General features: G+C 60.0%; 21 protein-coding genes. 11 read left to right on the top strand and 10 right to left on the bottom strand.

The annotated features are described in order from the left end of the window. Positions 1-47: 47 nt before the first annotated feature. The 4 genes from U6037_RS16070 to U6037_RS16085 all read right to left on the bottom strand — a co-directional run bounded on the left by U6037_RS16070 (position 48) and on the right by U6037_RS16085 (position 5,437). The gene (locus U6037_RS16070) at positions 48-1,769 is read right to left on the bottom strand and encodes a hypothetical protein (RefSeq protein ID WP_322843681.1); all 1,722 of its coding nucleotides are present in this window, start codon (positions 1,767-1,769) and stop codon (positions 48-50) included. Continuing rightward, positions 1,769-2,821 carry a WYL domain-containing protein gene (locus U6037_RS16075; RefSeq protein ID WP_322843682.1) on the bottom strand — a complete coding sequence of 351 codons (1,053 nt, stop codon included), beginning with the start codon at positions 2,819-2,821 and terminating at the stop codon, positions 1,769-1,771. Before U6037_RS16075 ends, U6037_RS16070 begins: the two co-directional genes overlap by 1 nt. Before the next feature lie 110 nt (positions 2,822-2,931). Continuing rightward, positions 2,932-3,078, bottom strand: coding sequence for a hypothetical protein (locus tag U6037_RS16080; RefSeq protein ID WP_322843683.1), 147 nt, complete (start codon positions 3,076-3,078; stop codon positions 2,932-2,934). Between the two features lie 154 nt (positions 3,079-3,232). Beyond that, the gene (locus tag U6037_RS16085; RefSeq protein WP_322843684.1) at positions 3,233-5,437 is read right to left on the bottom strand and encodes an OsmC domain/YcaO domain-containing protein; all 2,205 of its coding nucleotides are present in this window, start codon (positions 5,435-5,437) and stop codon (positions 3,233-3,235) included. A 221-nt stretch (positions 5,438-5,658) separates the two neighbouring features. Here U6037_RS16085 and U6037_RS16090 point away from each other — a divergent pair, with 221 nt between their 5' ends. Then, entirely contained in the window at positions 5,659-8,271 is a 2,613-nt protein-coding gene (locus U6037_RS16090; RefSeq protein ID WP_322843685.1) for an EAL domain-containing protein, read from the top strand. Between the two features lie 25 nt (positions 8,272-8,296). Here the strand turns inward: U6037_RS16090 and U6037_RS16095 are convergent, their stop codons facing one another. Together U6037_RS16095 and ppk2 are read right to left on the bottom strand one after the other, a co-directional pair. Next, on the bottom strand, positions 8,297-8,512 hold the full coding sequence (locus tag U6037_RS16095) for a hypothetical protein (protein WP_322843686.1): 216 nt from the start codon (positions 8,510-8,512) through the stop codon (positions 8,297-8,299). A 500-nt stretch (positions 8,513-9,012) separates the two neighbouring features. Next, a complete protein-coding gene (gene ppk2, locus U6037_RS16100; protein ID WP_322843687.1) occupies positions 9,013-9,828 on the bottom strand; it encodes a polyphosphate kinase 2 in 816 nt (271 codons plus the stop codon). Between the two features lie 188 nt (positions 9,829-10,016). Between ppk2 and U6037_RS16105 the strand changes: the two genes are divergently transcribed. Further along, the gene (locus U6037_RS16105) at positions 10,017-12,143 is read left to right on the top strand and encodes a TonB-dependent receptor family protein (RefSeq protein WP_322843688.1); all 2,127 of its coding nucleotides are present in this window, start codon (positions 10,017-10,019) and stop codon (positions 12,141-12,143) included. 223 nt (positions 12,144-12,366) lie between these two features. On the opposite strand, the gene U6037_RS16110 is transcribed toward U6037_RS16105, so the two are convergent. Continuing rightward, positions 12,367-13,023, bottom strand: a complete 657-nt coding sequence (locus tag U6037_RS16110) for an O-methyltransferase (RefSeq protein WP_322843689.1) — start codon at positions 13,021-13,023, stop codon at positions 12,367-12,369. 111 nt (positions 13,024-13,134) lie between these two features. Between U6037_RS16110 and U6037_RS16115 the strand changes: the two genes are divergently transcribed. Beyond that, positions 13,135-13,812 (top strand): TetR family transcriptional regulator, encoded by a 678-nt coding sequence (locus U6037_RS16115; protein WP_322843690.1) that lies wholly within the window; start codon positions 13,135-13,137, stop codon positions 13,810-13,812. On the opposite strand, the gene msrA is transcribed toward U6037_RS16115, so the two are convergent. Beyond that, on the bottom strand, positions 13,775-14,281 hold the full coding sequence (msrA, locus tag U6037_RS16120) for a peptide-methionine (S)-S-oxide reductase MsrA (RefSeq protein WP_322843691.1): 507 nt from the start codon (positions 14,279-14,281) through the stop codon (positions 13,775-13,777). The two genes, U6037_RS16115 and msrA, sit on opposite strands and share 38 nt — an antisense overlap. Positions 14,282-14,374: 93 nt before the next feature. Between msrA and U6037_RS16125 the strand changes: the two genes are divergently transcribed. Continuing rightward, positions 14,375-14,752 carry a hypothetical protein gene (locus U6037_RS16125; RefSeq protein WP_322843692.1) on the top strand — a complete coding sequence of 126 codons (378 nt, stop codon included), beginning with the start codon at positions 14,375-14,377 and terminating at the stop codon, positions 14,750-14,752. A 144-nt stretch (positions 14,753-14,896) separates the two neighbouring features. Beyond that, positions 14,897-15,364, top strand: a complete 468-nt coding sequence (locus tag U6037_RS16130; RefSeq protein WP_322843693.1) for a hypothetical protein — start codon at positions 14,897-14,899, stop codon at positions 15,362-15,364. A gap of 35 nt (positions 15,365-15,399) precedes the next feature. On the opposite strand, the gene U6037_RS16135 is transcribed toward U6037_RS16130, so the two are convergent. Continuing rightward, on the bottom strand, positions 15,400-16,617 hold the full coding sequence (locus U6037_RS16135; RefSeq protein WP_322843694.1) for an MFS transporter: 1,218 nt from the start codon (positions 16,615-16,617) through the stop codon (positions 15,400-15,402). A gap of 131 nt (positions 16,618-16,748) precedes the next feature. On the opposite strand from U6037_RS16135, the gene U6037_RS16140 reads away from it, so the two are divergent. After that, positions 16,749-17,384: a TetR/AcrR family transcriptional regulator gene (locus U6037_RS16140; RefSeq protein ID WP_322843695.1), complete on the top strand. Its 636-nt coding sequence runs from the start codon at positions 16,749-16,751 to the stop codon at positions 17,382-17,384. Between the two features lie 32 nt (positions 17,385-17,416). Here the strand turns inward: U6037_RS16140 and U6037_RS16145 are convergent, their stop codons facing one another. Beyond that, positions 17,417-17,725: a hypothetical protein gene (locus tag U6037_RS16145; RefSeq protein ID WP_322847335.1), complete on the bottom strand. Its 309-nt coding sequence runs from the start codon at positions 17,723-17,725 to the stop codon at positions 17,417-17,419. Positions 17,726-17,971: 246 nt separating this feature from the next. Here U6037_RS16145 and U6037_RS16150 point away from each other — a divergent pair, with 246 nt between their 5' ends. The 5 genes from U6037_RS16150 to U6037_RS16170 all read left to right on the top strand — a co-directional run bounded on the left by U6037_RS16150 (position 17,972) and on the right by U6037_RS16170 (position 24,057). Continuing rightward, entirely contained in the window at positions 17,972-19,036 is a 1,065-nt protein-coding gene (locus U6037_RS16150) for a fimbrial protein (RefSeq protein WP_322843696.1), read from the top strand. Positions 19,037-19,320: 284 nt separating this feature from the next. Then, positions 19,321-19,869: a fimbrial protein gene (locus tag U6037_RS16155; protein ID WP_093433268.1), complete on the top strand. Its 549-nt coding sequence runs from the start codon at positions 19,321-19,323 to the stop codon at positions 19,867-19,869. Between the two features lie 91 nt (positions 19,870-19,960). Continuing rightward, positions 19,961-20,701 (top strand): molecular chaperone, encoded by a 741-nt coding sequence (locus U6037_RS16160; RefSeq protein ID WP_236432004.1) that lies wholly within the window; start codon positions 19,961-19,963, stop codon positions 20,699-20,701. Between the two features lie 75 nt (positions 20,702-20,776). Next, positions 20,777-23,275: a fimbria/pilus outer membrane usher protein gene (locus tag U6037_RS16165; protein WP_322843697.1), complete on the top strand. Its 2,499-nt coding sequence runs from the start codon at positions 20,777-20,779 to the stop codon at positions 23,273-23,275. Positions 23,276-23,694: 419 nt separating this feature from the next. Then, a complete protein-coding gene (locus tag U6037_RS16170) occupies positions 23,695-24,057 on the top strand; it encodes a DUF6124 family protein (RefSeq protein WP_322843698.1) in 363 nt (120 codons plus the stop codon). Positions 24,058-24,136 lie beyond the last annotated feature (79 nt).

The raw sequence follows: 24,136 nt of genomic DNA on the forward strand, positions 1-24,136 counted from the left end.
TGAAGGGTCGTCCTTTTTTCACGGTGGGTCTGTGAGTACAGAGGCGGTTACAACACCAGCGGACTGTCGGAATTCATGAAGTCATCGAACTCGGACATCGTCTGGAATTGCAGTTGTTTACCTAACAGGGTTGCGTATTGATTGATGCTGGCGGCGAAGACATCAGCATCGGTGTCAGTGCAACTGATGGCGACCAGCAACTGCCGGGTTTCCATTTGCAGTTGCGGCAATTCACGCCCCATGAAGGCGTCCAGTTGCGCCTGCTCCAGCGCAATGCGCTCACGCGCGGCGCCCTCGATGAGTCGCACTCGCTTGAGTTGCTCACGAGAAAGCTCAACACCGCGCGCGGCATCAAGGACGCTCTGATAGAACATCGAGGACAGCGTGTAGCCGATCATCCCGCCAATGGCGGCGCCCACGAACGGAATCGGGATCGCCACCTGACCGAGTGCGGCCATCATGCCGCTGGAGAGCATTCCGGCGCCCTTCTCGCCCACTTCGGTCAGCAGTTGCGCCTCACTGATTTCACCGGTGACGTAGCGTTTGACCGAGCTGGCCAGTGACAGGCAGATGTTGATCGCCAATGTCGGCGCGCTGGTGTTGGCCAACTGCCGTGCAAACGTGTTGCCGGACTGTTGCATGCCACCCTTGAGGGCCGATCCGGCAAACGCAGTGGCATACCCCAGAGCGCCGGCCTTTACGGTATCCATACCGGCGTCCCGGAGGGCGTCACTGACGTCCTTTTCGCCTTGCGCCGCCGCAAAAAGGTTCTGCAGCATGGAAATGCTGCCGCCAATCACGGCGCCATATTTGGCACCTTCCAGGCCCGCACGGTGCGCCGTGCTGCCGATATCCATCAACGTCGCCAGCTCGGGATGCTCGCGATAGAAAATGGCGTCTTCGGTGGTCAGGCCGCTGTCGCGGGTGTCTTGCGCCAGGTTGTCGTAATTGTCGGCTTCGCGGCGTAGCTTGTCCGCCGCGTCCCTGTTACCGCTTGCCTCTGCCTTATCGGCGTTCAGTCGGCGCTGACGGGCCTGCTTCTGGCAGTAATCGGCGGCAGTTTCAGGCTGAAAATCAGCCGAGGCGACACGCTGCTCATATTTCTGCGCCTGCTTTTCCCACTTGCTGACCAGCTCGGGGTTTTTCGGGTTGGCACCGGCCTGCTCGACACGCGCACGCAGTTTTTTGGCTTCCTCAGCGAAGTACTGCTTGTCGCCCTCGAACTGCTCTGTCGGCAGCTCCAGTTTGGTGCCGCGATAACGGGCGAACTCGCCGTTTTCCTGAGCGATTTTGTCGAGCAGGAGATCGCGGTTGCCGACGAATTTCATCTGCGATTGCGAGCCTTCGATCACAACGCCGTCGAGCAGTTGAACCCGATCGACGACATTGTGGTTCTTGCCGAACTGCGCCAGGTCGTCAGTGCGTGACGTGCGCACCTTCGAACCACTGATGATCGCCTCGGCGTTGTCGCGGCTGGTGGTGGCGACCTCAGCGCTGAACCCGGCCTGCTGCTTGATGTTCTGCGCGGCGTACCCGGGGTCTTCATTGACTTTGTGTTTGGCGATATCGGCCAGGCCTTTGGCAAGCTTCTCGCCGGTTTCATGATCGAAGCCGCGAAAACCCTTGATGTATTCCGCATGGGCGCTGCCATACCGCTGCACGGTCTCGCGGGACGCCAGTGCTACCGTTGCACCGAAAATATCCTTGGCGATTTCTTCCCGGTGGCTGTCCGGCGCAGCGTTGTCAGCATCAGTATCGTGAGTACTCATTAAGCCTCCTGGCAGGCATTTGATGGTGTCGCAGGGATGGGTGATGCATACAACGCGGCCATGCTGTCGAGTCTGGCCTTGATGCTGTGAATCCAGCTTTGGGGTTCAAGCAGCCGAATGTGTTCGCCCAACCCGAAAACCCACCACAGGGTTTCCTGATCGTTCGGCACTTGCGCACGCAAACGCAGCCAGTCACTGCCGGGCAGCGGCTGCAAGGTCTGTTCAGGTGCGATGGGGGTTTCGCGTAACAGCCAGGCCACCTGAGGCGAAACTTCCGCCAGCAGCGTGTGCAGCTGCACTGGGCTGGGGTTGTTGAATCCGCCGCTGAGAATGTACTGGTCAACTTCGAATTGCGGTGTCTCGCGAGCCGGCGCCTCAAGGCAGTCGGCTTGTTCGATTCGATGCAGGGCGAACTGGCGCTGGTCGCTGTAGCCATCGACGGTACCGATCAGATAGCTCACGGAGTGCCGGGAAATCATGCCGGCCGGATGTATGAGCAACGACTTGTGCTCACCCTTGCTGCGGCTCAGGTAGCGAATCTGCAGCTGTCGCGTTTCCAGCAGCGCCGTCGCCACTTCGGCCCAGATCAGCGGATCGACTTCTGCAGGCTGCAGCGCTTTGCCATTGGGTAATGCGCGCACACGCTTGGGCCAGTTCGCGAGGTTATTGTGCGCAAGCCCTTCAATCTGTCGATGGGCGAGATCGAAATGCGGCGCCAGCAACTGATGCACACACGGCGGCAGCAATTTGCCCAGATGACTTTCCGCGAGCACGAAGGCCAACGCCGTTGGCGTGTCCAGAGCCGGGAAGTCGAATGGCGGCGTGTCTCTGGAAAAGCTCCAGCGAAAGGGCCGCTGGCGCTCATCACATTGCAGCGGAAAGTCCAGCGACAGACGCCCGACAAGATCACGCTGCAAACTGCGCAAATCGATATCGAACTGTTCGGCTTTGAGCTTTTCCAGTAACTCGGTGGTGGAAATGCTTTTGGGTGCTCGCGGGATCAGTCGCAACAGGGCCAAGTGCCTGAACAACCGATCTTTTGGATCTGACATGGGGTATCGACCTTGATCGTCCAGCAGCGCCATCGCGCTGCCTGACATTCCTTTTGGTGGCTTTTTAACACTATTGCTTGATGTCATACAAGGCGAATAGCCATCACTGATCACGATGCGGACTCACTGGCCGCCCGAAAACGGTTATGTGCCTTCTCGCGCTCCAGCTCCTTGCGCAGCTCATCGACAGCCTGACTGCGCTTCATGATCACCACACCTACCACCACGCCAATGGCAAAGGAAATCAACTCTTTCATAAACAAACCTCACGAATGATTGCTGTCGTCAGGCGCAATCATTCAACGAGCCAGCGACATTCTGTGTCGCGTGCTTTCAAGGAGTGTTTTTTCTGCTGCCTTTTTCTGGTCAAAAAAAAAGCACCCCAAGGGGTGCTTTTTTGTTCGTCGTTGATCAGCGCGTCAGGTTCGTCACCTTCGCCCGCGCCGTGTGCAGCTTTTTATAGCTCTCAACCAACCGCAAATGCCGATCGAGCCCTTCCAGCTTCATGCTCGTCGGCGTCAAACCGTAGAAGCGCACGCTGCCATTGACCGAGCCAATCGCCGCATCCATACGCTCGTCGCCAAACATGCGACGGAAGTTGGCTTCGTAGTCTTCCAGCAGCAGATCTTCGTCCAGTTCCATCTCCAGCACGACGTTGACCGCTTGATAGAACAAGCCGCGCTCGACGGTGTTGTCGTTGTATTGCAGGAAGGCTTCGACCAGATCCTTGGCTTGCTCGTACTTCTGCAACGCGAGGCAGATCAGCAGGCGCAGTTCCAGAATGGTCAGCTTGCCCCACGGCGTGTTGTCATCGAACTCGATGCCGATCAGCGTGGTGATCTCGGTGTAATCGTCCTGCTCGCTGTTTTCCAGGCCTTGGGCGAGATTGCGCAGGCCGACCTTGCTCAGGGTGTGCAGGTTGAGGATGTCGGCACGGAATTGCAGGGCTTTGTTGGTGTTGTCCCAGATCAGGTCTTCGACCGGGTAGATCTCCGAGTAGTCCGGCACCAGAATCCGGCAGGCCTTGGCGCCGATGTGCTCGTAGACCGCCATGTAGACTTCCTTGCCCATGTCTTCGAGGATGCCGAACAGCGTCGCGGCTTCTTCGGCGTTGGAGTTTTCGCCTTGGCCTGAAAAGTCCCACTCGACGAATTCGAAGTCTGGCTTGGCGCTGAAGAAACGCCACGACACCACACCGCTGGAGTCGATGAAGTGCTCGACAAAATTGTTCGGCTCGGTGACCGCCTGACCGGAGAACGTCGGCTGCGGCAAGTCGTTGAGGCCTTCGAAACTGCGGCCCTGCAACAGTTCGGTGAGGCTGCGTTCCAGCGCCACTTCCAGGCTCGGGTGCGCGCCGAACGAGGCGAACACGCCGCCGGTGCGCGGGTTCATCAGGGTCACGCACATCACCGGGAATTCACCGCCCAGCGACGCATCCTTGACCAGTACCGGGAAGCCCTGCTCTTCCAGGCCTTTGATGCCGGCGAGGATGCTCGGGTATTTCTCCAGCACTGCCTGTGGCACGTCCGGCAGGGCCATTTCGCCTTCGAGGATTTCGCGTTTGACTGCGCGCTCGAAGATTTCCGACAGGCACTGCACCTGCGCTTCGGCGAGGGTGTTGCCAGCGCTCATGCCGTTGCTGAGGTAGAGGTTTTCGATCAGGTTGGACGGGAAGTACACCACTTCGTTGTCGGACTGACGCACAAACGGCAGCGAGCAGATGCCACGCTGGGTATTGCCGGAGTTGGTGTCGAACAGGTTCGAACCGCGCAGTTCGCCGTCACGGTTGTAAATCTTCCGGGTGTAGTCGTCGAGAATCTCGCTCGGCAACTCGTCCTTCGGGCCCGGCTTGAACCATTGTTCGTCCGGATAATGGACGAACTCGGCGTTGGCGATCTCTTCGCCCCAGAACTGGTCGTTGTAGAAGAAGTTGCAGTTCAGGCGTTCGATGAACTCGCCCAGTGCCGAGGCCAGTGCACCTTCTTTGGTCGCGCCCTTGCCGTTGGTGAAGCACATCGGCGAATGCGCGTCGCGGATGTGCAGCGACCAGACGTTAGGCACGATGTTGCGCCACGAAGCGATTTCGATCTTCATCCCGAGGTCGGCGAGGATGCCCGACATGTTGGCAATGGTCTGCTCCAGCGGCAGGTCCTTGCCGGCGATGAAAGTGCCCGCGTCCGAACCGGCAACCGGCATCAACAGCGCCTGGGCATCGGCGTCGAGGTTCTCGACTTCTTCGATGATGAATTCCGGCCCGGTCTGCACAACCTTCTTTACCGTGCAGCGATCAATGGAACGCAGGATGCCCAAACGATCTTTCTCGGAGATGTCCGCCGGCAACTCCACCTGGATCTTGAAGATCTGGTTGTAGCGGTTTTCCGGGTCGACGATGTTGTTCTGCGACAGGCGAATGTTCTCGGTCGGGATGTTGCGGGTGTCGCAGTACAACTTCACAAAGTACGCCGCACACAACGCCGACGACGCCAAAAAGTAATCGAACGGCCCCGGTGCCGAGCCATCGCCCTTGTAGCGGATGGGCTGATCAGCGATCACCGTGAAGTCGTCGAACTTGGCCTCAAGTCGAAGGTTGTCGAGAAAGTTGACCTTGATTTCCATGCGGGATTACCAGAATACGGCTAAACGAATGGCCGCCATTATCCGGTTTTTGCGCGGGAAGTCTTGCCCTTTCGGGAATCGCCGCTGATCGGCGTCCTGCACTTGGGGAGGCAATTCACGCCGGGTTCACTACGCTTTCATTGCAGTCGCCGAGAAGAATCTGAACATTGCGCCCGCGCCGTGGTTCTAGATTCAGAAGACAGCGGATCAAGGACGAGCACATGGACATTTCCAGCTATGCAGCCCCTCTCCCTCCCCGGCAAAGCGCCGTCACCCGGCGCCTGGCCGTCGCCGTGGGTGCGCTGTTCGTCAGCGGCGTGATTGCCGCGACGGTGGCTTTGCTGGGGATTGCCAATGCGCTGGATAGCGAAGAAATCGAAAAAACCCGCTTTTATTCGGCACGTGCTTTGGAAAATCGCATCACCGCATCAAAGAACTACATCACCAGCTACGCCTACTGGACCACCGCCTACGAGCATTTAAGCGGTCAGATCGACACAAACTGGGCCTACACCGAGCAGAACATGGGCAAAACCCTGTTCACCAATGACGGCTATGACGGCGTATTCGTGCTCGACCGCGAACGCACCAAATATGCCGTGGTGCGCGGGCAACTGCTCGATGCGGACCTGTCGGCGTATCTGCAGGTCAGCGCGACATCGCTATTGGATCAGGTTCAGGGGCAGAGCGATCTGAGCAAACCGGTCAGCACCTACTCGCTGTTCGAGGGCTGGCCGGCGCTGGTGTCGGCGGCGGCGATCATTCCCAATGATGAGCGGCCGCTGGACTCGGCGCAGAAAACCTCGGTGCTGGTGTTCGTCGATAAACTCACCCCGACCAAATTACGCCTGATCGGCAGCGGCTACGGCTTGCGCAACCTGACCCTGGCGCTGGATGAAACCCTTGCGCCCGACCGCCCGCGAGTGCCGCTGGACAGCACCGGTTACAGCCTGATCGCCGACCTGGAACGGCCCGGACAACATCTATTGTGGTCGTTGCTGCCGCCGCTCGGCGCGACGATGGTGGTGCTGATGCTGCTGACCGCCTATTTCTTTCGGCACGCCTTGCGCTCATCGCAATACGTCGACCAGAGTTTTGCCGTCATGCAGACCTCCAACCAGGCGTTGGAAACCGCCAACCGTGGCCTGGAAGCCAGCGAAGAGCGTTTTCGCGCGGTGGCCGAGGCTGCGTCGGACTGGATCTGGGAAGTCGACCGCAACCTGGCGCTGACTTACTTGTCGGCGCGTTTCAGCGAAGTGACCGGTTACCCGCAAACCCTGTGGCTGGGACAGGACATCGGTCAGCTGCTTTTTTGCGACACCACGCCGCTGGAACTGTGGCTGCGAAAACTCACCGAGGAAAACAGCGCGAGTGACTTGCGTTGTACCTACCGAGACCAGTCCGGCCAGACGCGCCACTGTCGGCTGTCCGCCCGGCCGATCTTCGACAAACACACGGTGATCGGCTATCGCGGCACCGCCAGCGACATCACCGACGAAGTCGCCGCCCATGCACAGATTCAACATCTGTCGATGCACGACGCCCTGACCGGCCTGCCCAATCGCAACAAACTCGCGCGATATCTCGATGAAGCACTGCTGCTCAAGGAGCACGCGCCACCGCTGTCGCTGCTGATGATCGACCTCGACAACTTCAAACCGATCAATGATTCGCTCGGCCATCCGGCCGGTGATGCGGTGCTGCAGGAAGTCGCCGTGCGCCTGCGTGAATGCACCCGCGAACACGACATCGTCGCGCGTCTGGGCGGCGACGAGTTCATCGTGGTGCTCAACGGCATGGACAGTCCGCACGAAATCGACAAGTTCTGCACCCGCCTGATCGGCAGCCTGCATCAACCGGTGGTGTTCGAACATCATCCGCTGCACATCGGCGCCAGCATCGGCATCTCGCTTAGTCGCCGCCACGGCTACGTACCCAGCGACCTGATCCGTTACGCCGACATTGCCCTGTATCAGGCCAAGTCCGAGGGCAAGAACACCTGGTGCTATTTCGAAGCGCACATGAGCGACCAGATCCAGACTCGCCGGCAAATGGAAGATGATTTGCGCCATGCGCTCAAACACAACGAATTCATCCTGCACTATCAACCGCGCTACAAGGTCGATGGCAAGCACATCGTTTCGGTCGAAGCGCTGGTGCGCTGGCAACATCCCACCAAGGGCCTGCTCGGCCCGGACCTGTTCATTCCGTTGGCGGAGCAGACCGACCTGATCGTGCCGCTTGGGCGCTGGGTGTTGCGCGAGGCCTGCGAAACCGCGCTGGGCTGGCCGGAAGATATTCTGCTGTCGGTCAATCTGTCGCCCGCGCAGTTTGCCGTCAGCGATGTGGTCGAGGATGTTCGCGAAGTCCTGGTGCAAACCCGATTCCCGGCCAGTCGCCTGGAACTGGAGATCACCGAGAACGTGATGCTCAACGACACCGACGGCGCGCTGACCACCATGAATGCCCTGAAAGAGCTCGGCGTGCGCCTGAACATGGATGATTTCGGCACCGGGTATTCATCGCTGGGTTACTTGCGTGCTTATCCTTTCGACGGGATCAAGATCGACAAGCGCTTCATCGCCTCGATCAGCAGCGGCACCAATGATCGCGCGGTGGTGCAGGCGATCATCGGGTTGGGTAAAGCCATGGGCCTGACCGTCACCGCCGAAGGGGTCGAGACCGAAGAGCAACTGGATATTCTCGGGGTCGATCAATGCAATGAAGTTCAGGGTTACTTCATGAGTCGGCCGATCGACAAAGTCGCGTTTGCGCGACTTTTGCGCGATTCCAGAGGCACGCCACTGAAGCTGAAGAAAGGCCGGGTGATCTGAACGTTTTGAAACGTCCGCCGACTGATCACCCCAGTGTTCGCCCCGCGTCACCGGTAAACACATTGCCCGCATCGCGCACCAACTGCCGCCACTCGGCGCTGGTGATCAGCCCCTGCTCCTCCATTTCATCGGCTGCCTTGAGCAGTTCGTCGTACTGTTCTTCCGGGTCCAGACGCATCTGCGCTTGCGTCGCCAATTTTCGCCATGCCGCCAGTTTTGCTTGTTTGCGCTGATCGAACATCGGGAATGATCTCGTGAAGGACTTCCTTGATAGAAAGACGTGAGATCCCGGTGGTTCAGCGTAATCGACGGATGGACGGCTTGCTTCTAAGGGGTAGTACTGATCAGCAATGCAGGAAACTCCACCAAACCCTGTGGGAGCGAGCCTGCTCGCGAAAGCGGATTGTCTGCACCGAAAATATTGGCTGCCCCACCGCCATCGCTTGCAGGCAAGCTCCCACAGTGATCGGTGCTGGTCAGAAACATTGGAGCGCTGGTGATCATTGTGGGAGCTGGCTTGCCAGCGATAGCGGTGGGTCAGTCATACAGAGGCTGACTGGGCTGGCCTCATCGCTGGCAAGCCAGCTCCCAGAGGGTTTGCGCTGATCAGCAATGATGGATACACCACCGAACCCTGTGGGAGTGAGCCTGCTCGCGATAGCGGATTGTCTGTGGCGGATGTGTTGGCTGACACACCGCTATCGCGAGCAGGCTCACTCCTACGGGGATTGGGGCAGTTTGTCAGAACTTCTCGGCCACGCGCCGGTATGGATAATCCGGATCCCGGTACTTGCCCGGCTTCTGCCGCTTGGGCAATTCGACCTTCTCGCGCTTCACATCCTCATACGGAATGCGGCTGAGCACATCGGTGATGATATTCAGGCGTGCGCGGCGTTTGTCGTTGGAATCGGCCACCAGCCATGGCGCGTGTTCGGTGTCGGAGTGCTTGAACATTTCATCCCGCGCCCGTGAGTAGTCATACCAGCGGCTGTAGGATTTCAGGTCCATCGGTGTAAGTTTCCAGGTCTTGCGCCCGTCGTTGATCCGCGCCTCAAGCCGGCGGGTCTGCTCTTCGGGGCTGACTTCCAGCCAGTACTTGAGCAGAATCACCCCGGACTGGACGATCGCGTGCTCGACCCAGGGAATCGATCTGAGGAATTTGTCGGCCTGCTCATCGGTGCAGAACCCCATCACCCGCTCGACACCCGCGCGGTTGTACCAACTGCGATCGAAGATCACCACTTCGCCTGCCGCCGGTAGATACGGCAGATAACGCTGCACATGCATCTGGCTTTTCTCGCGATCGGTCGGTGCCGGCAGCGCCACTACGCGGAAGACTCGCGGGCTGACACGCTCGGTCAACGCCTTGATCGTACCGCCCTTGCCCGCGCCATCACGTCCCTCGAAGACGATGCAGACCTTGACGCCCTTGGCGATCACCCACTCCTGCAACTTGACCAGTTCAACGTGCAATTTGCGTAGTTGATCGAGGTAATCCTTGTTTTTCAATTTGGGACTTTCAGGCGCCGTGGCGGCCTTCTTTTTGCCTTTTGCCATGACCTTGGCCTCTCTCCAGTAAATGCAGAAACAGAGTGTTGATTGACGGGACAAACCAGACACGTGAGGTTAGTCCATGCCGTGCTGATTGCCATTGCCGGGCAAAAAGCCAAATTGCCATGTGTTTCGTTCGTTCTTTGTTACGTCGCACTGTTCATTGCCCGTTCTTGCCTGCCTGGAGTTTCTCGATGCCGTCGCCCAAATCCCTGCCCACCGCCCTGCTCGGCCTGGCCCTCGCCTGCCCGGCCATGGCCGAGACTCAAGGTCTGGAGTTGGGGCAAGTACTGATTTCGGCAGATGAGCAACGGGGTTCCGACGCCAGTGTTGAAGAAGCCCGGGCCCGCCTGGAACAAGTGCCCGGCGGCACCAACGTGGTCGACATGCGTCAGCCGTTGCAGGGCCGCGTGGCGAGCAATCAGGATGTGCTGGCGTATCAACCGGGAGTTTATGCGCAGTCGGCGGGCAACGAAGGCGTGAAAATCTCGGTGCGTGGCTCGGGCATCAACCGCGCGCCGGGCGCCCACGCATCGGGGCTGTACACGATGCTCGACGGTCTGCCGCTGAGCGGTCCGGGCGGCACGCCGTACGAATTGCTCGAACCGCTGTGGGTCGATCATGTTGAAGTGCTGCGCGGCGCCAACGGTTTTGATCGCGGTTCGCTGGCACTCGGCGGCGCCATCGACTACGTCAGCCACACCGGCTATAACGCGCCGAAACTGCAAGTGCGCTACGCCACCGGCAGCCACGGCTATCAGCAGCGTCAGGTCAGCTCGGGACAAGTGCTCGGCGATTTCGATTACTACGTGTCGCTCACCGATTCCAACGCCGACGGCTACCAGGATCACACCGCCAGCGAAAGCAAAGGCGTGATCGCCAATTTCGGCTATCGCTTCAACCCGAACCTGGAAACCCGCTTCTATATCCGCTACCGCGAAACCGACAACGACCTCGCCGGCCGCGTGACCAAGCACTCCATCGAACACTCGCCGCGGGCGGCCAATCCGTCTTACGTGGCGCGCGACGACAGCCGCAAACAGCCGGGCAGCACCTTCATCGGCAACAAGACCACCTATTACATCGACGACGATTCGAGCATTCAGACCGGCCTCGTCTACCACGACTACCCGATGGACCTGCGCGAAGGCCCGAACCGTTTGAAAGTCGCCTATACCGATGTCAGTGGCACGTTCGACTACAAACGTCGCGACACGATTTTCGGCATGGAAAGCCGCAGCAACGTCGGCCTGCGCGTGACCAAACACCTGCCCAACGACGGCGCCAGCGAGTTCGTGCGCATCCCCACCGGCAACACCGCCAGCTATGCGTCAGGCACCCGCATGCGCAACTTCACCTATCAGGGTTCCGACACCGTTCTGCACTTCGGCAACGACCTGGAAATCGCCGACGACCTGTGGCTGACCACCGGCCTCGCCGCCATCTACACCCGCCGCGAAAGCGACGTGACCTACCCGCAAAGCGGCGGCAAAACCAGCATGAACGACTGGGACTACGCCCCACGCCTGGGCCTGCGCTACCAGATCACCCCGGACCTGCAAGTGTTCGGCAACCTCAGCCGCTCGGTTGAAGCGCCGCACCCGTGGTCGCTGATCTACAGCTCCAACGTGCGCTTCCCGGCTGGCAGCGGCGCCGCGACCGGCACGCAGAAAGACCCGATCGAACTGCAAAACCAGACCGCGACCACGCTGGAGCTGGGCGGTCGTGGTGACAGCGTCGTCGGTGAATGGAGTCTGGCGTGGTACTACGCGCAGGTGCGGCATGAGTTGCTGTCAGTGTTGCCGGATGCCACGGCTGTTACGCCGTATGAGTTGAATGCAAGCCCGACCGTGCACCAAGGCGTGGAAGCCAGCCTCAACAGCAAGCTCTGGTCGGCCGCTGATGGCCGTCAGTTGAGCTTGCGTCAGGCGTATACCTTCAGCGATTTCCACTATCGCGATGACGATCGATTCGGCGATAACCGCTTGCCGGGTTTGCCGATGCATTACTACCAGGGCGAATTGCGTTATGACTGGCCGCAGGGGTTCTTTGCGGCGGTGAACACGCAACTGGTGTCGAAAGTTGCGGTGGATTACGCCAACAGTTATTACGCCGATCCTTACGCACTGTTTGGCGCGACGCTGGGTTACAACGCGCCGAAGGGTGATTGGCAGGGTTGGGTGGATATGCGCAATTTGAGCAACAAGCACTATGCGGCGACGGTGACACCGGGGTATGACGACAAAGGGCTAGATGCCGCGCGGTCGACGCCGGGTGAAGGGATGGGGGTTTATGTTGGGGTGTCGTGGAGTTTGCTCTGACACCTAGCCCTGTGGGAGCCAGCCTGCTGGCGATGGCGGCGTATCTGTTGCGAATTAGCTAACGGATCTACCGCCATCGCTTGCAGGCAAGCTCCCACAATGATTTGTGCTGCACTTGGATTTTGCAGGCAACACAAAAACCTGTGGGAGCGGGCTTGCCCGCGAAGACGGTAGTCCATTCAACATTTGAACAACTGAAAGAACACCAGCTTTCTCCAGTGCCTCAATCCAGCCGCATCGACAGCTCAATATCACCCGCAAACGGCACAGACAAATATCCGTTCTGCGGCGCACGCACGTAAGCCAGGTACTCCGGGCAATAATCGGTGTTGTCCGCCACCACCAGCGCGCCCGGATTCAAGTGCATTTCGACCAGACTCAGCACGTCGCCATACAAAGCCTTGGCCCCATCGAGCAGCAGCAGATCGACCGATTCCGGCAGGTCCGTCGCCAGCGTCACCAGCGCATCGCCTTGGCGAATCTCCACCAGATCGCTGACGCCACCTTCAACGAAGTGATGCCGCGCCAGTTCAATCTTCGACGGCTCGAACTCACTGCCGATCAGCACACCACCACCGTTATCGCGCAGCGCCGCTGCGAGGTGCAGGGTGGATAGGCCGAACGAGGTGCCGAACTCGACGATGGCTTTGGCTTTGGTACTGCGCGCCAGCATGTACAACAGTTTGCCGGTGTCGCGAGAGACCGGCAGCCACAGGTCTTTAAGCATTTCATAGAGTTTCAGGTATTCGGTTTTGCTGTGCATCAGGCGCTCGCGCTCTTCGCCGGACACCGTTTCCAGCATCGGGCTGGTAGCGGCGCTGGCCTGGGTGTAGAGGCGTTCGATCAGGCTCGCCAAGGGTTCAGTGGTCAGAGTGGTCATGATTGCTTTCCGTTAGTTGGGGATTAAAATGCGAGTGATTCGTCGCATTTAAATGATGCGAGCGATTCGCTTCTTGCGCTATTCGCATTCCCACGGACGCCCGAGCTGCCCATGACCAACCGCCAGACTGCCCGTATTTCCTCACGCAAACAGCCGCAGCAGGCACGCTCCAACGAGCTGGTGGCGGCGATTCTGCAAGCGGCTATTCAGGTTTTGAGCGAGCATGGGGCCAGCCGTTTCACCACCGCACGGGTGGCAGAAAAGGCCGGTGTGAGCATCGGCTCGCTGTATCAGTACTTCCCCAACAAGGCCGCAATCCTGTTCCGCTTGCAGAGCGATGAATGGCTGCACACCACGCAGCTGTTGCAGCGGATTCTGCAAGAATTCGAGCAGCCGCCACTCACTCGCCTGCGCACTCTGGTGCAGGCGTTCATTCGTTCAGAGTGCGACGAAGCGCAGATGCGCGGCGCACTGAACGACGCCGCCCCGCTCTACCGCAACGCGCCCGAGGCCCACGCAGTGCGCGCGGCCGGGCGGCAGATTTTCGCGACATTCATGGAAGAATTGCTGCCCGAGGTCGGTGAGCAGATCCGTACCGCAGTGTGCGATCTGATCCTGACCACGCTCAGTTCGGTCGGAAAGGATTTTTCCGGCAGCCCGCGTACCGAGGAGGAAATCTCGGTATGCGCCGACGGGCTGGCGGATATGTTCAGTGCTTATGTGCTGGCGCTGAATGAGCGGCGGGCACCTCTCACGCGCGCTTCGGCAGCTTCCAGTTCGGCCGAATGAAATGGCAGGTGTAGCCATTCGGAATACGCTCAAGGTAATCCTGATGCTCCGGTTCCGCTTCCCAAAACGGCCTCGCCGGTTCGATTTCGGTTACCACGCGACCCGGCCACAGTTCTGAAGCATCGACATCGGCAGCCGTGTCCTCGGCGATATCGCGTTGCGCTTCGCTGAAGTAATAAATCGCCGAGCGATAGCTGCGACCGAGGTCGTTGCCCTGGCGGTTAGGCGTGCTCGGGTCGTGGATCTGGAAAAAGAATTCAAGGATCTGTCGGTAGCTGATCACCGCAGGATCGAAGGTGATCTCGATGGCTTCAGCGTGGTCGCCATGGTTGCGATACGTGGCGTTCGGCACATCACCGCCGGAGTAACCGACGCGGGTCTGCAACACGCCGGGATAGCGCCGCAGCAAATCCTGCATGCCCCAGAAGCAGCCGCCGGCGAGGATGGCGGTTTCGGTTTGAGTGGTCATGGGTTGTGGCTCCTCTCGGAAGTAGTACGTGAGTGTACTTTTACAGATCAGTGATGAGTACCATAAGCGCAGATTTCAGACCAAGGAAACGCTATGCCGCTGCTCACATGGGACCCTTTTGACCTTATTGCTGCGCTAGGCGTGATTCCCGATCAGGACGAGCATGGAACATCCCATCAATACTTGATCGAACAGGGTTCTATCAGCCTGAAGCTGACGATCTGGCAATACGATTCGGATGTAGAGATTCAGGTGTGGGAAAGATCATTACCCAACCCCATTATCAAATACACAATGCTGGGTTGCCCCGGTATCCGGGTTATTGATGATAAACGTGGAAAATTTGTGGAATTTGCCGCGTCAAACACCTTCACCGGCCGATATGACGGGTACTCAGTGATTCCCTTTGGCCTGAGGTTGTGGGTGGATCCACAGATTTTTCTGGAGCCGTTCAGTTATCCAGCGGCCTAGGTTCAACAGCGTTTAAATACGCCTGGTACAAGTGGGCCTTCAGTATCCCTCAAGGCTGGCGATAACCTGTTCGGTGGTTCAGTCGGGCCTGAGCATTTTCGCACTGATCCACCCGCCAATCCTCTATTGATCATGGACTCTCCAATGCTTCACCGTATCCACGCCGATTATCACCAGGCAACCTTCAGCCGTAGCGCCTGCGCTTGGCTGTTTATCGACGACGTTCCCATCGAGCGGTGGCTCAACGACCATCTCGAATACCCCGGCCTCGACATGAACGCTCTTTCGCTGATCTGGTTGCTGGACGAGGAAGAAGACGCCCTCGCCCAACGCCGCTTCGCACCTGCCGAGGACGGTTCGTCGACGCTGGTGCCGTTGCTGGTCTGCAGCGATGACATGGACTTCGATTGCTTTGTGCTGATGACCGAACAGGTGATCGATGGCGACACGTTGCACTGGCGTCGGTTTGGCTTGAGCGTTTCCAGCGGCCTGGAAGTCGGCATCAGTACGCGGTGGGACGCCGAAAACCGTCCGGTCAGTTTTTCCCTGGCGCAGTTTCGCGGCGCGCTGGAGGATTTTTACAGACTGATGAAAGCCGGGGTTGCCGAGTAGCAGGCTACACCACCGCCGCCCGACACCTCCGGGCATTAGTGCCCGACAACCGCCGCCGCTCCAGCAACACGCGGCCCAGACCGGAACCCGTGCACCCGCGCGCCGAAGGCGATTACAAACCCAAGGCTCACCAATACCACCATCGCCCAGGGAAACGAGGCGACGCCCCAGCGGTCGAGCAACACCCCGCCGACCACCCCGCTACCGGCAATCGCGCTGTTCCACGCCACCACATTCAACGACAGCGCGACATCGGCGCCATCACCGGCGGCATCTGCCAGTGCCGTCTGCAACAAAGTCGCCGCACCGCCAAAACTCAATCCCCACACCGCCACGCCGAGGTAGACCACCTGCGGCACACGCCCGAAAAAGCCAAACACCACGCAAACCAGTGCAAACGTCGCCAGGCTCACCAGCACGGTCTTGCGCAACAGCGGCTCAACCAGTTTCGCCGTCAGCCAGATCCCCGCCAGCGCGGCGATGCCGAACACCAGCAAGACCAGATCCACACGATCGGCCAACCCTGCCGGCGCTACGAACGGCGCGATGTAGGTGTAGAGAATGTTGTGCGCGAGCATCCAGCTGATCACCACTGCCAGCACCGGTCGGACGCCCGGCGTGGTCAACACGCGACGCAGCGACAGACGTTGATGCGCAGGTTGCGGCGGATAATCCGGCACCTTCACCAACACCCAGATGATCAGTATCAAGGTCAGGGCCGACATCAGCCCGAACGTCGTGCGCCAACCGACCAGCCCTCCCAGCCATGTGCCGAGCGGCACGCCCAAAGACAAGGCAATCGGCGTGCCGACCATGGCCAACGCCAACGCCTTGCCCTGCTGATCCGGCTCGACCATGCGTCGCGCGTAGCCGGCCAACAGACTCCACGCCAGACCTGCCGCAACCCCGGCGAAAAACCGCGCCACCAGCGTCACGCCATAATGCGACGACAACGCCGTAATCGAGTTGAACAACAGAAAACCAACAATCGTCAGCAACAACACATTGCGCCGACGCCAACCCCGCGTGGCGATGGTCATCGGGATCACCGCCAGCACCGAGCCCAGCGCGTACGCGGTGACCATTTGCCCGGCCATGGACGGCGAAATCGCCAGGCCATCGCTGATCAGCGGCAACAGCCCGGCGGGCAGGGTTTCGGTGACGATGCAGATAAAACCGGTCATGGCCAGCGCCAGCAAGGCGCCGATGGGCAGGCGCTTGGGCGCTGCCGATAGAGTCATTGAAGGTGTCACGGGAAACTCCTTGTGAGCAGAATGTCAGACTTAAATACCGATCGATATAAAATACTGGCGGCAGCCGAGGCACGTTGTCAACGACTTATGTATCGACTAGTATCCAAATCACTTTCCGAGGAGTTTCTGCTATGGCCAGAACCGGTCGCCCCCGCGCTTTCGATCGCGACGACGCCGTTGACCAGGCGATGCAATTGTTCTGGCAACACGGCTATGACTCGACATCCCTTTCACTGTTGAAGGCTGAACTGGGCGGCGGCATTTCCGCACCGAGCTTCTACGCCGCGTTCGGCTCCAAAGAAGCCCTGTTCGACGAATGTGTGCAGCGCTACCTGACGACCTTCGCCCAAGTCACCGAATGCCTGTGGGACGAAAGCCTGCCACCACGCCAAGCCATCGAAACCGCACTGCGCCAGTCAGCACGCATGCAATGCGACGACGGGCATCCGAAAGGCTGCATGGTCACCCTCGGCGTCATGAGCGCCCCGAGTCCGGAAAACGCCCACGTCGCTCAAGCCCTCACCCACTCACGCGCCCGAACCCGCGCGGGGATTGTTGCGTGCGTCGAACGTGGTGTGAGTGAAGGACTGCTAGCGGACGACACGAATGCAGCCGCCATGGCCACGGTGTTCGACAGTTTCCTGCAGGGGATTTCCATCCTTGCTCGGGATGACACGCCGATTGAAAGCATTGATGCGGCGATTACGCAGGTGATGCGGACGTGGGATGTAGCGGCGGTGAGTCAGCCTTCATTGGATTTGCAGTGACTGAAAGGCTCGCGTAGCTAAAAACCGGACGGCTACGCGACCACCTCAACATAACTCGACTCCCCGCCCCCCTCGGCCCCCGACAACCACCCCCACACAAACAGCAACGTCGTCCGCCCCACCTCATCAACACCAACCACACCCCGCGACCAACCCGCGCGGATCTCGCCATCCGTGGTGATGCACTGATAAAGCAGCTCGATACTGTCCGGCCCTGTCACCCGCCCAACCTGGTTGCCCATGCGAATATGCCCACCCGCATAAGTCCCCCAAACCGCCGCGCTTTCGACGAAGTAGTGAAACACCGTGCGCGCATCGGACAACCCCTGAGCGTTGCGAATTGGGTGGTTTTGGTCTGGGCGGTGAAGCTGTTTACCACGCCAACGCGGTGACACTCACCCTGGGCGTCGGCGCCTGTCTGGCAGGGTAATTCTCTGGGAAATTTCCTACAAGCCAGCGGGAAGCCGGCTATTCGATGCATGCCCCGCATTCCTGATAATTCAGCCCTTCGTTGGCCGACGCCAACAACGTCCAGATGCAGTCAGCCTGCATTGAATGGCCGTTTTCTTTTCAGGAGGGCATACACCATGAAGATCGGATTACGGATGCTGGGCGGGCTTGGCGCGTCGGCGTTGATGCTGATGGCGGCGCCAGCGATGGCGGCGTGCACCTGGAACGGCAGTGACTGGACGCCCAAACAACTGACGCTCAATGGCGGCGCGGTGTTTGCGCCGCGCGACATTCCGGTCGGCAGTACCCTGAATACGACCGGCGCCATCCGCGATCTGCCTTTCGGTGACCGCCTGGTGTGTGGTCTGACCGCAAGCTACAGCACCGCTCTGGTCGGGCCTGTCGTCAACAATATTCCGGTCGACAACATCGTTGTCCCGGCCAATTCGCTGCTGCAGACCAACGTCCCGGGGATTGGCCTGGCGATGTACATGACCGGATTTGCCGGTCAGTGGCAAATGCCTGCGGGCAATCCGGCGCGGTTTATCCCCTTCACGCTGAACCTCAATATCTCCTACGCCCTCAGTGGCATGCCCTCTGCCATGGTGCGTTACGCGCTGATCAAGACCGGCGACATACCACCCGGCAGCCACAGCATCAACCAACTGGTCGCGACGGGGACTTCCGATCGTGGACATATTTTCGATCTAAATTTCACCGCCACCGTGACCGTGGCCGGTTGTTCGATGCCGGCCGCACCGGGCAATCAGATCAACGTGCCGATGGGCACCTGGGAAAAACGCGTATTCAACGGCAAAAACTCCACCACACAGGCCCAGCCGTTCGCCATCACCCTCAACGCCTGCATCGCCGGCAACAACTACCCGTCGAACACCAACGGCTACTTCAATGGCAACTTCGCCAACATTCAGATCGATGCCGACAAGACCTCAACCATCCTCGACGCGGCCAACGGTGTCCTGAGCCTGTCGAGCGATTCGACGGCGCAAGGCGTGGCCATTCAGGTGTTGCAGGACAACGGCACGCCGATGAATCTGGGCCAGCCCGTGCGCCTCAATCGGATCGTCAACGGCGTAACTTCAGTGCCGCTCCGAGCCCGTTATATCCAGACCGGCGATGGGCCGACGCCGCAACCGGGCACCGCCAATGGCCATGCGAGTTTCACCGTGACTTACCGCTGAAATCCACCAACAAAAATCCACCTGTTTTTCCCGGCGCTCCCCTTTCCCATCGCCCATTTCGCGCGGTGCCAAAGGCGGGGCGTTTTTTTTGGCAACGACTTATTGATCCCATAGCAGCGCTAGGAATTTTCCTACAAGCGAAGGGATTTTCCCTACATAGCGCCCTGACCCGCATCCCGATAATGAGCCTCAGACGCCACGCTCTGCCCCCGAAGGGATGGTGACGTCGATCCGTCTCAGGGCCTTCGGGCTTCAGGACATTTACTCAATATCTGGAAGTGATCATGAAAAATTTTGCGCTCAAAGGTTTGTCCCTGGCCCTGGTTCTGGCAGCCGCTTCGCAAGCTGCAATGGCCGCCGACGGTGAAATCAACTTTGTCGGCAGCGTGACCGACAACACCTGCCCGGTAGTGGTTTCCGACCTCAACGGTTCGGCCGGTGCCGGCGACGTTGGCCTCGGCAGTGTGCCGGCGACCTCCCTGGCCACAGCCGGCGCAGTGGCGGGTGGCGGCGCGTTCACCCTGACCATCGACACCACCGCACCGGGCTGCAACGTCACCGGCAAGAAAGCCGTGGTCAAGTTCCTTTCGCTGAGCGGCAACGCCGGTTCCAGCGGCCAGTGGATCGGCCTGCTGCCGGAAGCCGGCGTGGCCACCAACGTCGCCGTGCAGATCAAAGATGCGTCCGGCAAAGACGTGCAACTGGGCCTGGAATCCTCGCCATATCTGGACCTGACCCAGCCGCTGCGCTTCACCGCTAACTACGTCGCCACCGGCGCAGCCACTTCCGGTCCGGCCAACGCCAAAGCCGCGTTTACCGTCGACTACCAATAAGTCCGGTCAGCCTCCGGCGGCGATTGGCGCCGCCGGATGCCCTTCCCTTTGCCACGGTTTTTGTGGCCGTGCCGACAAGAGGATGAACGCAATGAACCCAGCAAAAACCTCCTTCAAAACCGCATCGGTATTGGCCGTGTTGTTGAGCGCAACGTTGCTCAGCAGTTTCAGCCAGGCCGGTGTGATGCTCGGCGGCACGCGTATCGTGTACGACGGCAACAAACGCGATGCCTCGATCACCGTCAGCAACACCACGGCCGAACCCTACGCGGTGCAAGCCTGGATCAACACCGAGGCCGACGACAACACCACCGCGACCCCGTTCGTGGCCACCCCGCCGCTGTTTCGTCTCGATCCGCGCAAAGAGCAAATGGTGCGCATCCAGAAAGTCCCCGGCGATCTGCCGCAAGACCGCGAATCGGTCTTCTACTTCAACGCCCAGGAAATTCCGCTGGCCGGCAAGGCCGACGCCAACACCCTGAAAATCGCCATGCGCACGCGGATCAAAGTCTTCTATCGCCCGCCCACCCTCAAGGGCAGCGCGATGGATGCGCCGCCACAACTGCGCTGGAGCCTGCAACAGGAACAAGGCAAACCGGTGCTGGTGGTCAACAACCCGACAGCGTTTCACGTGTCCTTTATCGGCGTGAAAGTCGAGGCCGGTGCGCAAGTCGTTGAAGTCAATGAACCGAAAATGGTCGCGCCGATGAGCAGCCAGCGTTACGCACTGCCAGGTTTCAGCGGCCGCAGCGGCGCGGTGGTGTTCTCCGCGATCAACGACTACGGCGGTTACAGCGAGCCGAAAAAAGTCGAGCTGAGCAGCGCCCCGTAACACCGCCACCCCTTTCCTTGCGAACCTGCCTGCACGCTGCCGATGCCGCGTGGCGGCCGAGTGTTGAGTATTGTCATGCGAATCGAAGCCCTGAACCGTCATCGTCAGTCCGCGCCTTTTGTTCCATTGCATTTGTCGGTCGCCATCCTCGCGGCGCTGATGGGCAGCTCGGCGAGCGCGGACGAACCGGCGAAGTTTGATGCCAGCTTCATGCAGCCCTTCGGCGGCGCCAGCGCCGGGCCCAACCTCGACCTGGACGCCATCGCCAACAGCGGCAGCATCGGCCCCGGCACGTATCCGGTGGTGATCCGTCTGAACCAGAGCTTTTTCGACCGCCGCGACATGACCTTCGCCAAGGACGCAAAAAGTGCTGAAGTGCGCGCCTGCCTTTCCGAGGCGTTTCTCAAGGAACTCGGGGTCAAGGTCGAGGCGTTCCTGACGCCGGGCGAAACATTCCCCGCGTGCATCGACCTTGCCGAACTGATCGAAGGCGCTTCGGTGAGCTTCGACGCCGGGCGCCTGGCCCTCGACATCAGCGTGCCGCAGATCGCTCTGCGCCGCGACGCCGCCGGTTATGTCGCACCCGAAGAATGGGATCGCGGGATCAACGCGGCGATGCTCAACTATCAGTTCTCGGCGGCCAACACCCAGTCCGACGCCCGTGGCAACGGTACGCAGTACAACCTCTACGCCAACGGCGGATTCAACCTCGGCGACTGGCGTTTTCGCTCCAGCTCCTCGTTCCGTCAGGACGAAGACGGCCAGCAGGACTGGCAGCGCAGCAACACCTACGCACAGCGCGATTTGACCGCGATCAAAGGCACCCTGACCCTCGGCGAAAGCTTCACCCCGGGCGACGTGTTCGACAGCATTCCGTTTCGCGGCGCTCAGGTGGCGTCCGACATGGGCATGTTGCCGGACTCGATGCAGGGTTATGCGCCGATCATTCGCGGCATCGCCGAAACCCAGGCCAAGGTCGAAGTGCGGCAGAACGGCTACTCGCTGTACACCACTTACGTGGCGCCCGGTGCATTCGAAATCGACGACCTCAACGCCGCGTCGGGCAGCGGCGACCTCGAAGTGATCATCACCGAAGCCGACGGCCGCGAACGGCGCTTCACCCAGCCGTACGCCACGCTGGCCAACATGCTGCGGGAAAAAACCTGGCGTTACAGCGCCACCGCCGGTGAGTACAACGCCGTCGACGGCGGTCAGCGCCCGGTCTTCGCTCAGGCGTCGCTGGCATACGGTTTGCCGTTCGACCTGACGCTGTATGGCGGCCTGCTGGGCGCTGACTTCTATCGCGCCGGCGTCGTCGGCGTGGGCAAAAGCCTCGGCAGTCTCGGCGCCGTGTCGCTGGACGTGACCCAGGCGCAGACCGACGTGCCGAGCGGCTCCGGGGTCGCGGCTGGTAGAGAAAAGGGCCAGAGTTTTGGCGCGCGTTACGGCAAGGCCTTCGAAACCGGCACCTCGGTACGCTTCGCCGGCTATCGCTATTCCACCGAAGGCTATCGCGACTTCGATGAAGCGGTGAGCTTGCAGGAACCGAACGAATTCAACACGTTCTCCAAGCGCAGCAAAGTCGAAGCCAGCATCAACCAGGCGCTCGACAGCTACGGCTCGTTCTACCTGAACATGAGCAAACAGAACTATTGGGGCAGCTCGCGCGAAGACAAACAGATGCAATTGGGCTTCAACACCCAACACAAGGGCGTGACCTACGGCATCTACGCGAGCAAGACCCTGACCGACAACTTCGGCCAGAACAATCAAGTGGTGTTCACCGTGTCGATGCCCATCGGCCAGACGCGCAGCACCGGCACCTACACCGTCACCCGCAACAACGACGGCAGCCTCGACCAGCGCGCCGGCCTGAGCGGGCGCGACGGCAACCTCAACTACAACGTCAATGCCAACCGTTCCGACAACGGCGGCAACAACGGCTCCGCCCTGATCGGCTACCGCGCACCGTTCGCCCAACTCGGCGCGGGCGTCAGCGTCGGCAGCGGTTACCGCCAGACCTCGGTAAGCGCCGCTGGCTCCGTGCTCGGCCACAGCGACGGCCTCGAATTCGGCCAGACCCTCGGCGAAACCGTGGCCCTGGTCGAAGTCAAAGACACCCCGGACGTCGGCGTCCTCAACGCCCCCGGCACCCTCACCAACGCCAAGGGGTACGCCCTCGTGCCGTACGTCACGCCGTACCGCAAAAACCGCGTGGCACTCGACACCGGCGAGCTGGACAACAACATCGACATCGAAGAAGGCGTGACCAACGTCGTGCCCCGTCGCGGCGCCGTGGTCAAAGCCAGCTTCGCCGCCAGCCGCTCGGAAAAAGCCCTGCTCAACGTGCGCCTCAAGGACGGCAAACAACCGCCGTTCGGCACCCCCATCACCAACGAAAAAGGCGCCGGCGTCGTCGGCCAGGCCGGTCAAGTGTTGCTGTCGGTGGGTGAAGGCAAGGTCTACCAAATGAAATGGGGGGGAAAAGCCGATCAAAGCTGCCGCATCGATCTGGACGTGAGCAAAGCACCGTTGGTGGATGGTTATCGCGTGGCGGATGCCGTGTGTAAGTAAAACCGGGGCTTGATGCGCGGTGATGATCGACGCGGTTTAAGAATGCCAGGCCTCACACGCCTGGCATTTCAACGACGGGTTTAAAAACGTTCCGAGATACGTCCGACAGGCTACAACGCCTTGCGCCGTTGCCTACGACTACGCCAGAATCCGCCGGATTGTGCGCCGGGTGGGCGGGTTCTATCGTGGGTCGGTCACTGAATAGCAGTGATCGGGTTTGGTAGCCCGACTTTCCCAGGCGCATTGCGCACCTTTCGCAGAGATCTCTTTTTTTGGTCTCCGCTTTATGGTGGCCATGCGTAGGGCGTCCTCGGACGCGCCGGGCTCCTGGGCCGGTCTACCAACCTGTGCATGGCCGCCACCCCTCGTTTGGTAGCGAAGTGTGATGGCTCATTAATCGTTTCCCAGGAGTTTCATCTATGTTCAAAATTACGCCGAATCCGCCAGAAACCGATCCAATCTCAGGCGACGAATCCCCAGACGCAAAAAAATTCAACGAAGCCGTCGACCGCGCCCTCTCCCATTACCTCGGCCCCGCCCCGGAAATCATGCTCACCCCGTACCAAACCAACACGATGTTTATCGCCAACCCGAACACCAAGACTGAGGAATTGCTGGTGAATGCCAGCGAATCACTCGGCTCGGCCTCGGTGATGCTTGGGGATGTGATCGGGCTGGTTCACGGACCGGCACGCAAGACACTGCAAGGCATTGCGCAAGTGGTGATGCTTGGGGAGTTGGCGGTGAATCGGGCGTTGGATAACGTAGTGCCGACGGAGTAACGAAAACTCCTCCATGACGGTCGGGATGTCGTCATGGAGGCAGACCCACCAAGACAGAAAATAAATCAGCCCCCTTTAT

The sequence above is a fragment of the Pseudomonas sp. B33.4 genome (genome assembly GCF_034555375.1).
GTDB lineage: Bacteria > Pseudomonadota > Gammaproteobacteria > Pseudomonadales > Pseudomonadaceae > Aquipseudomonas.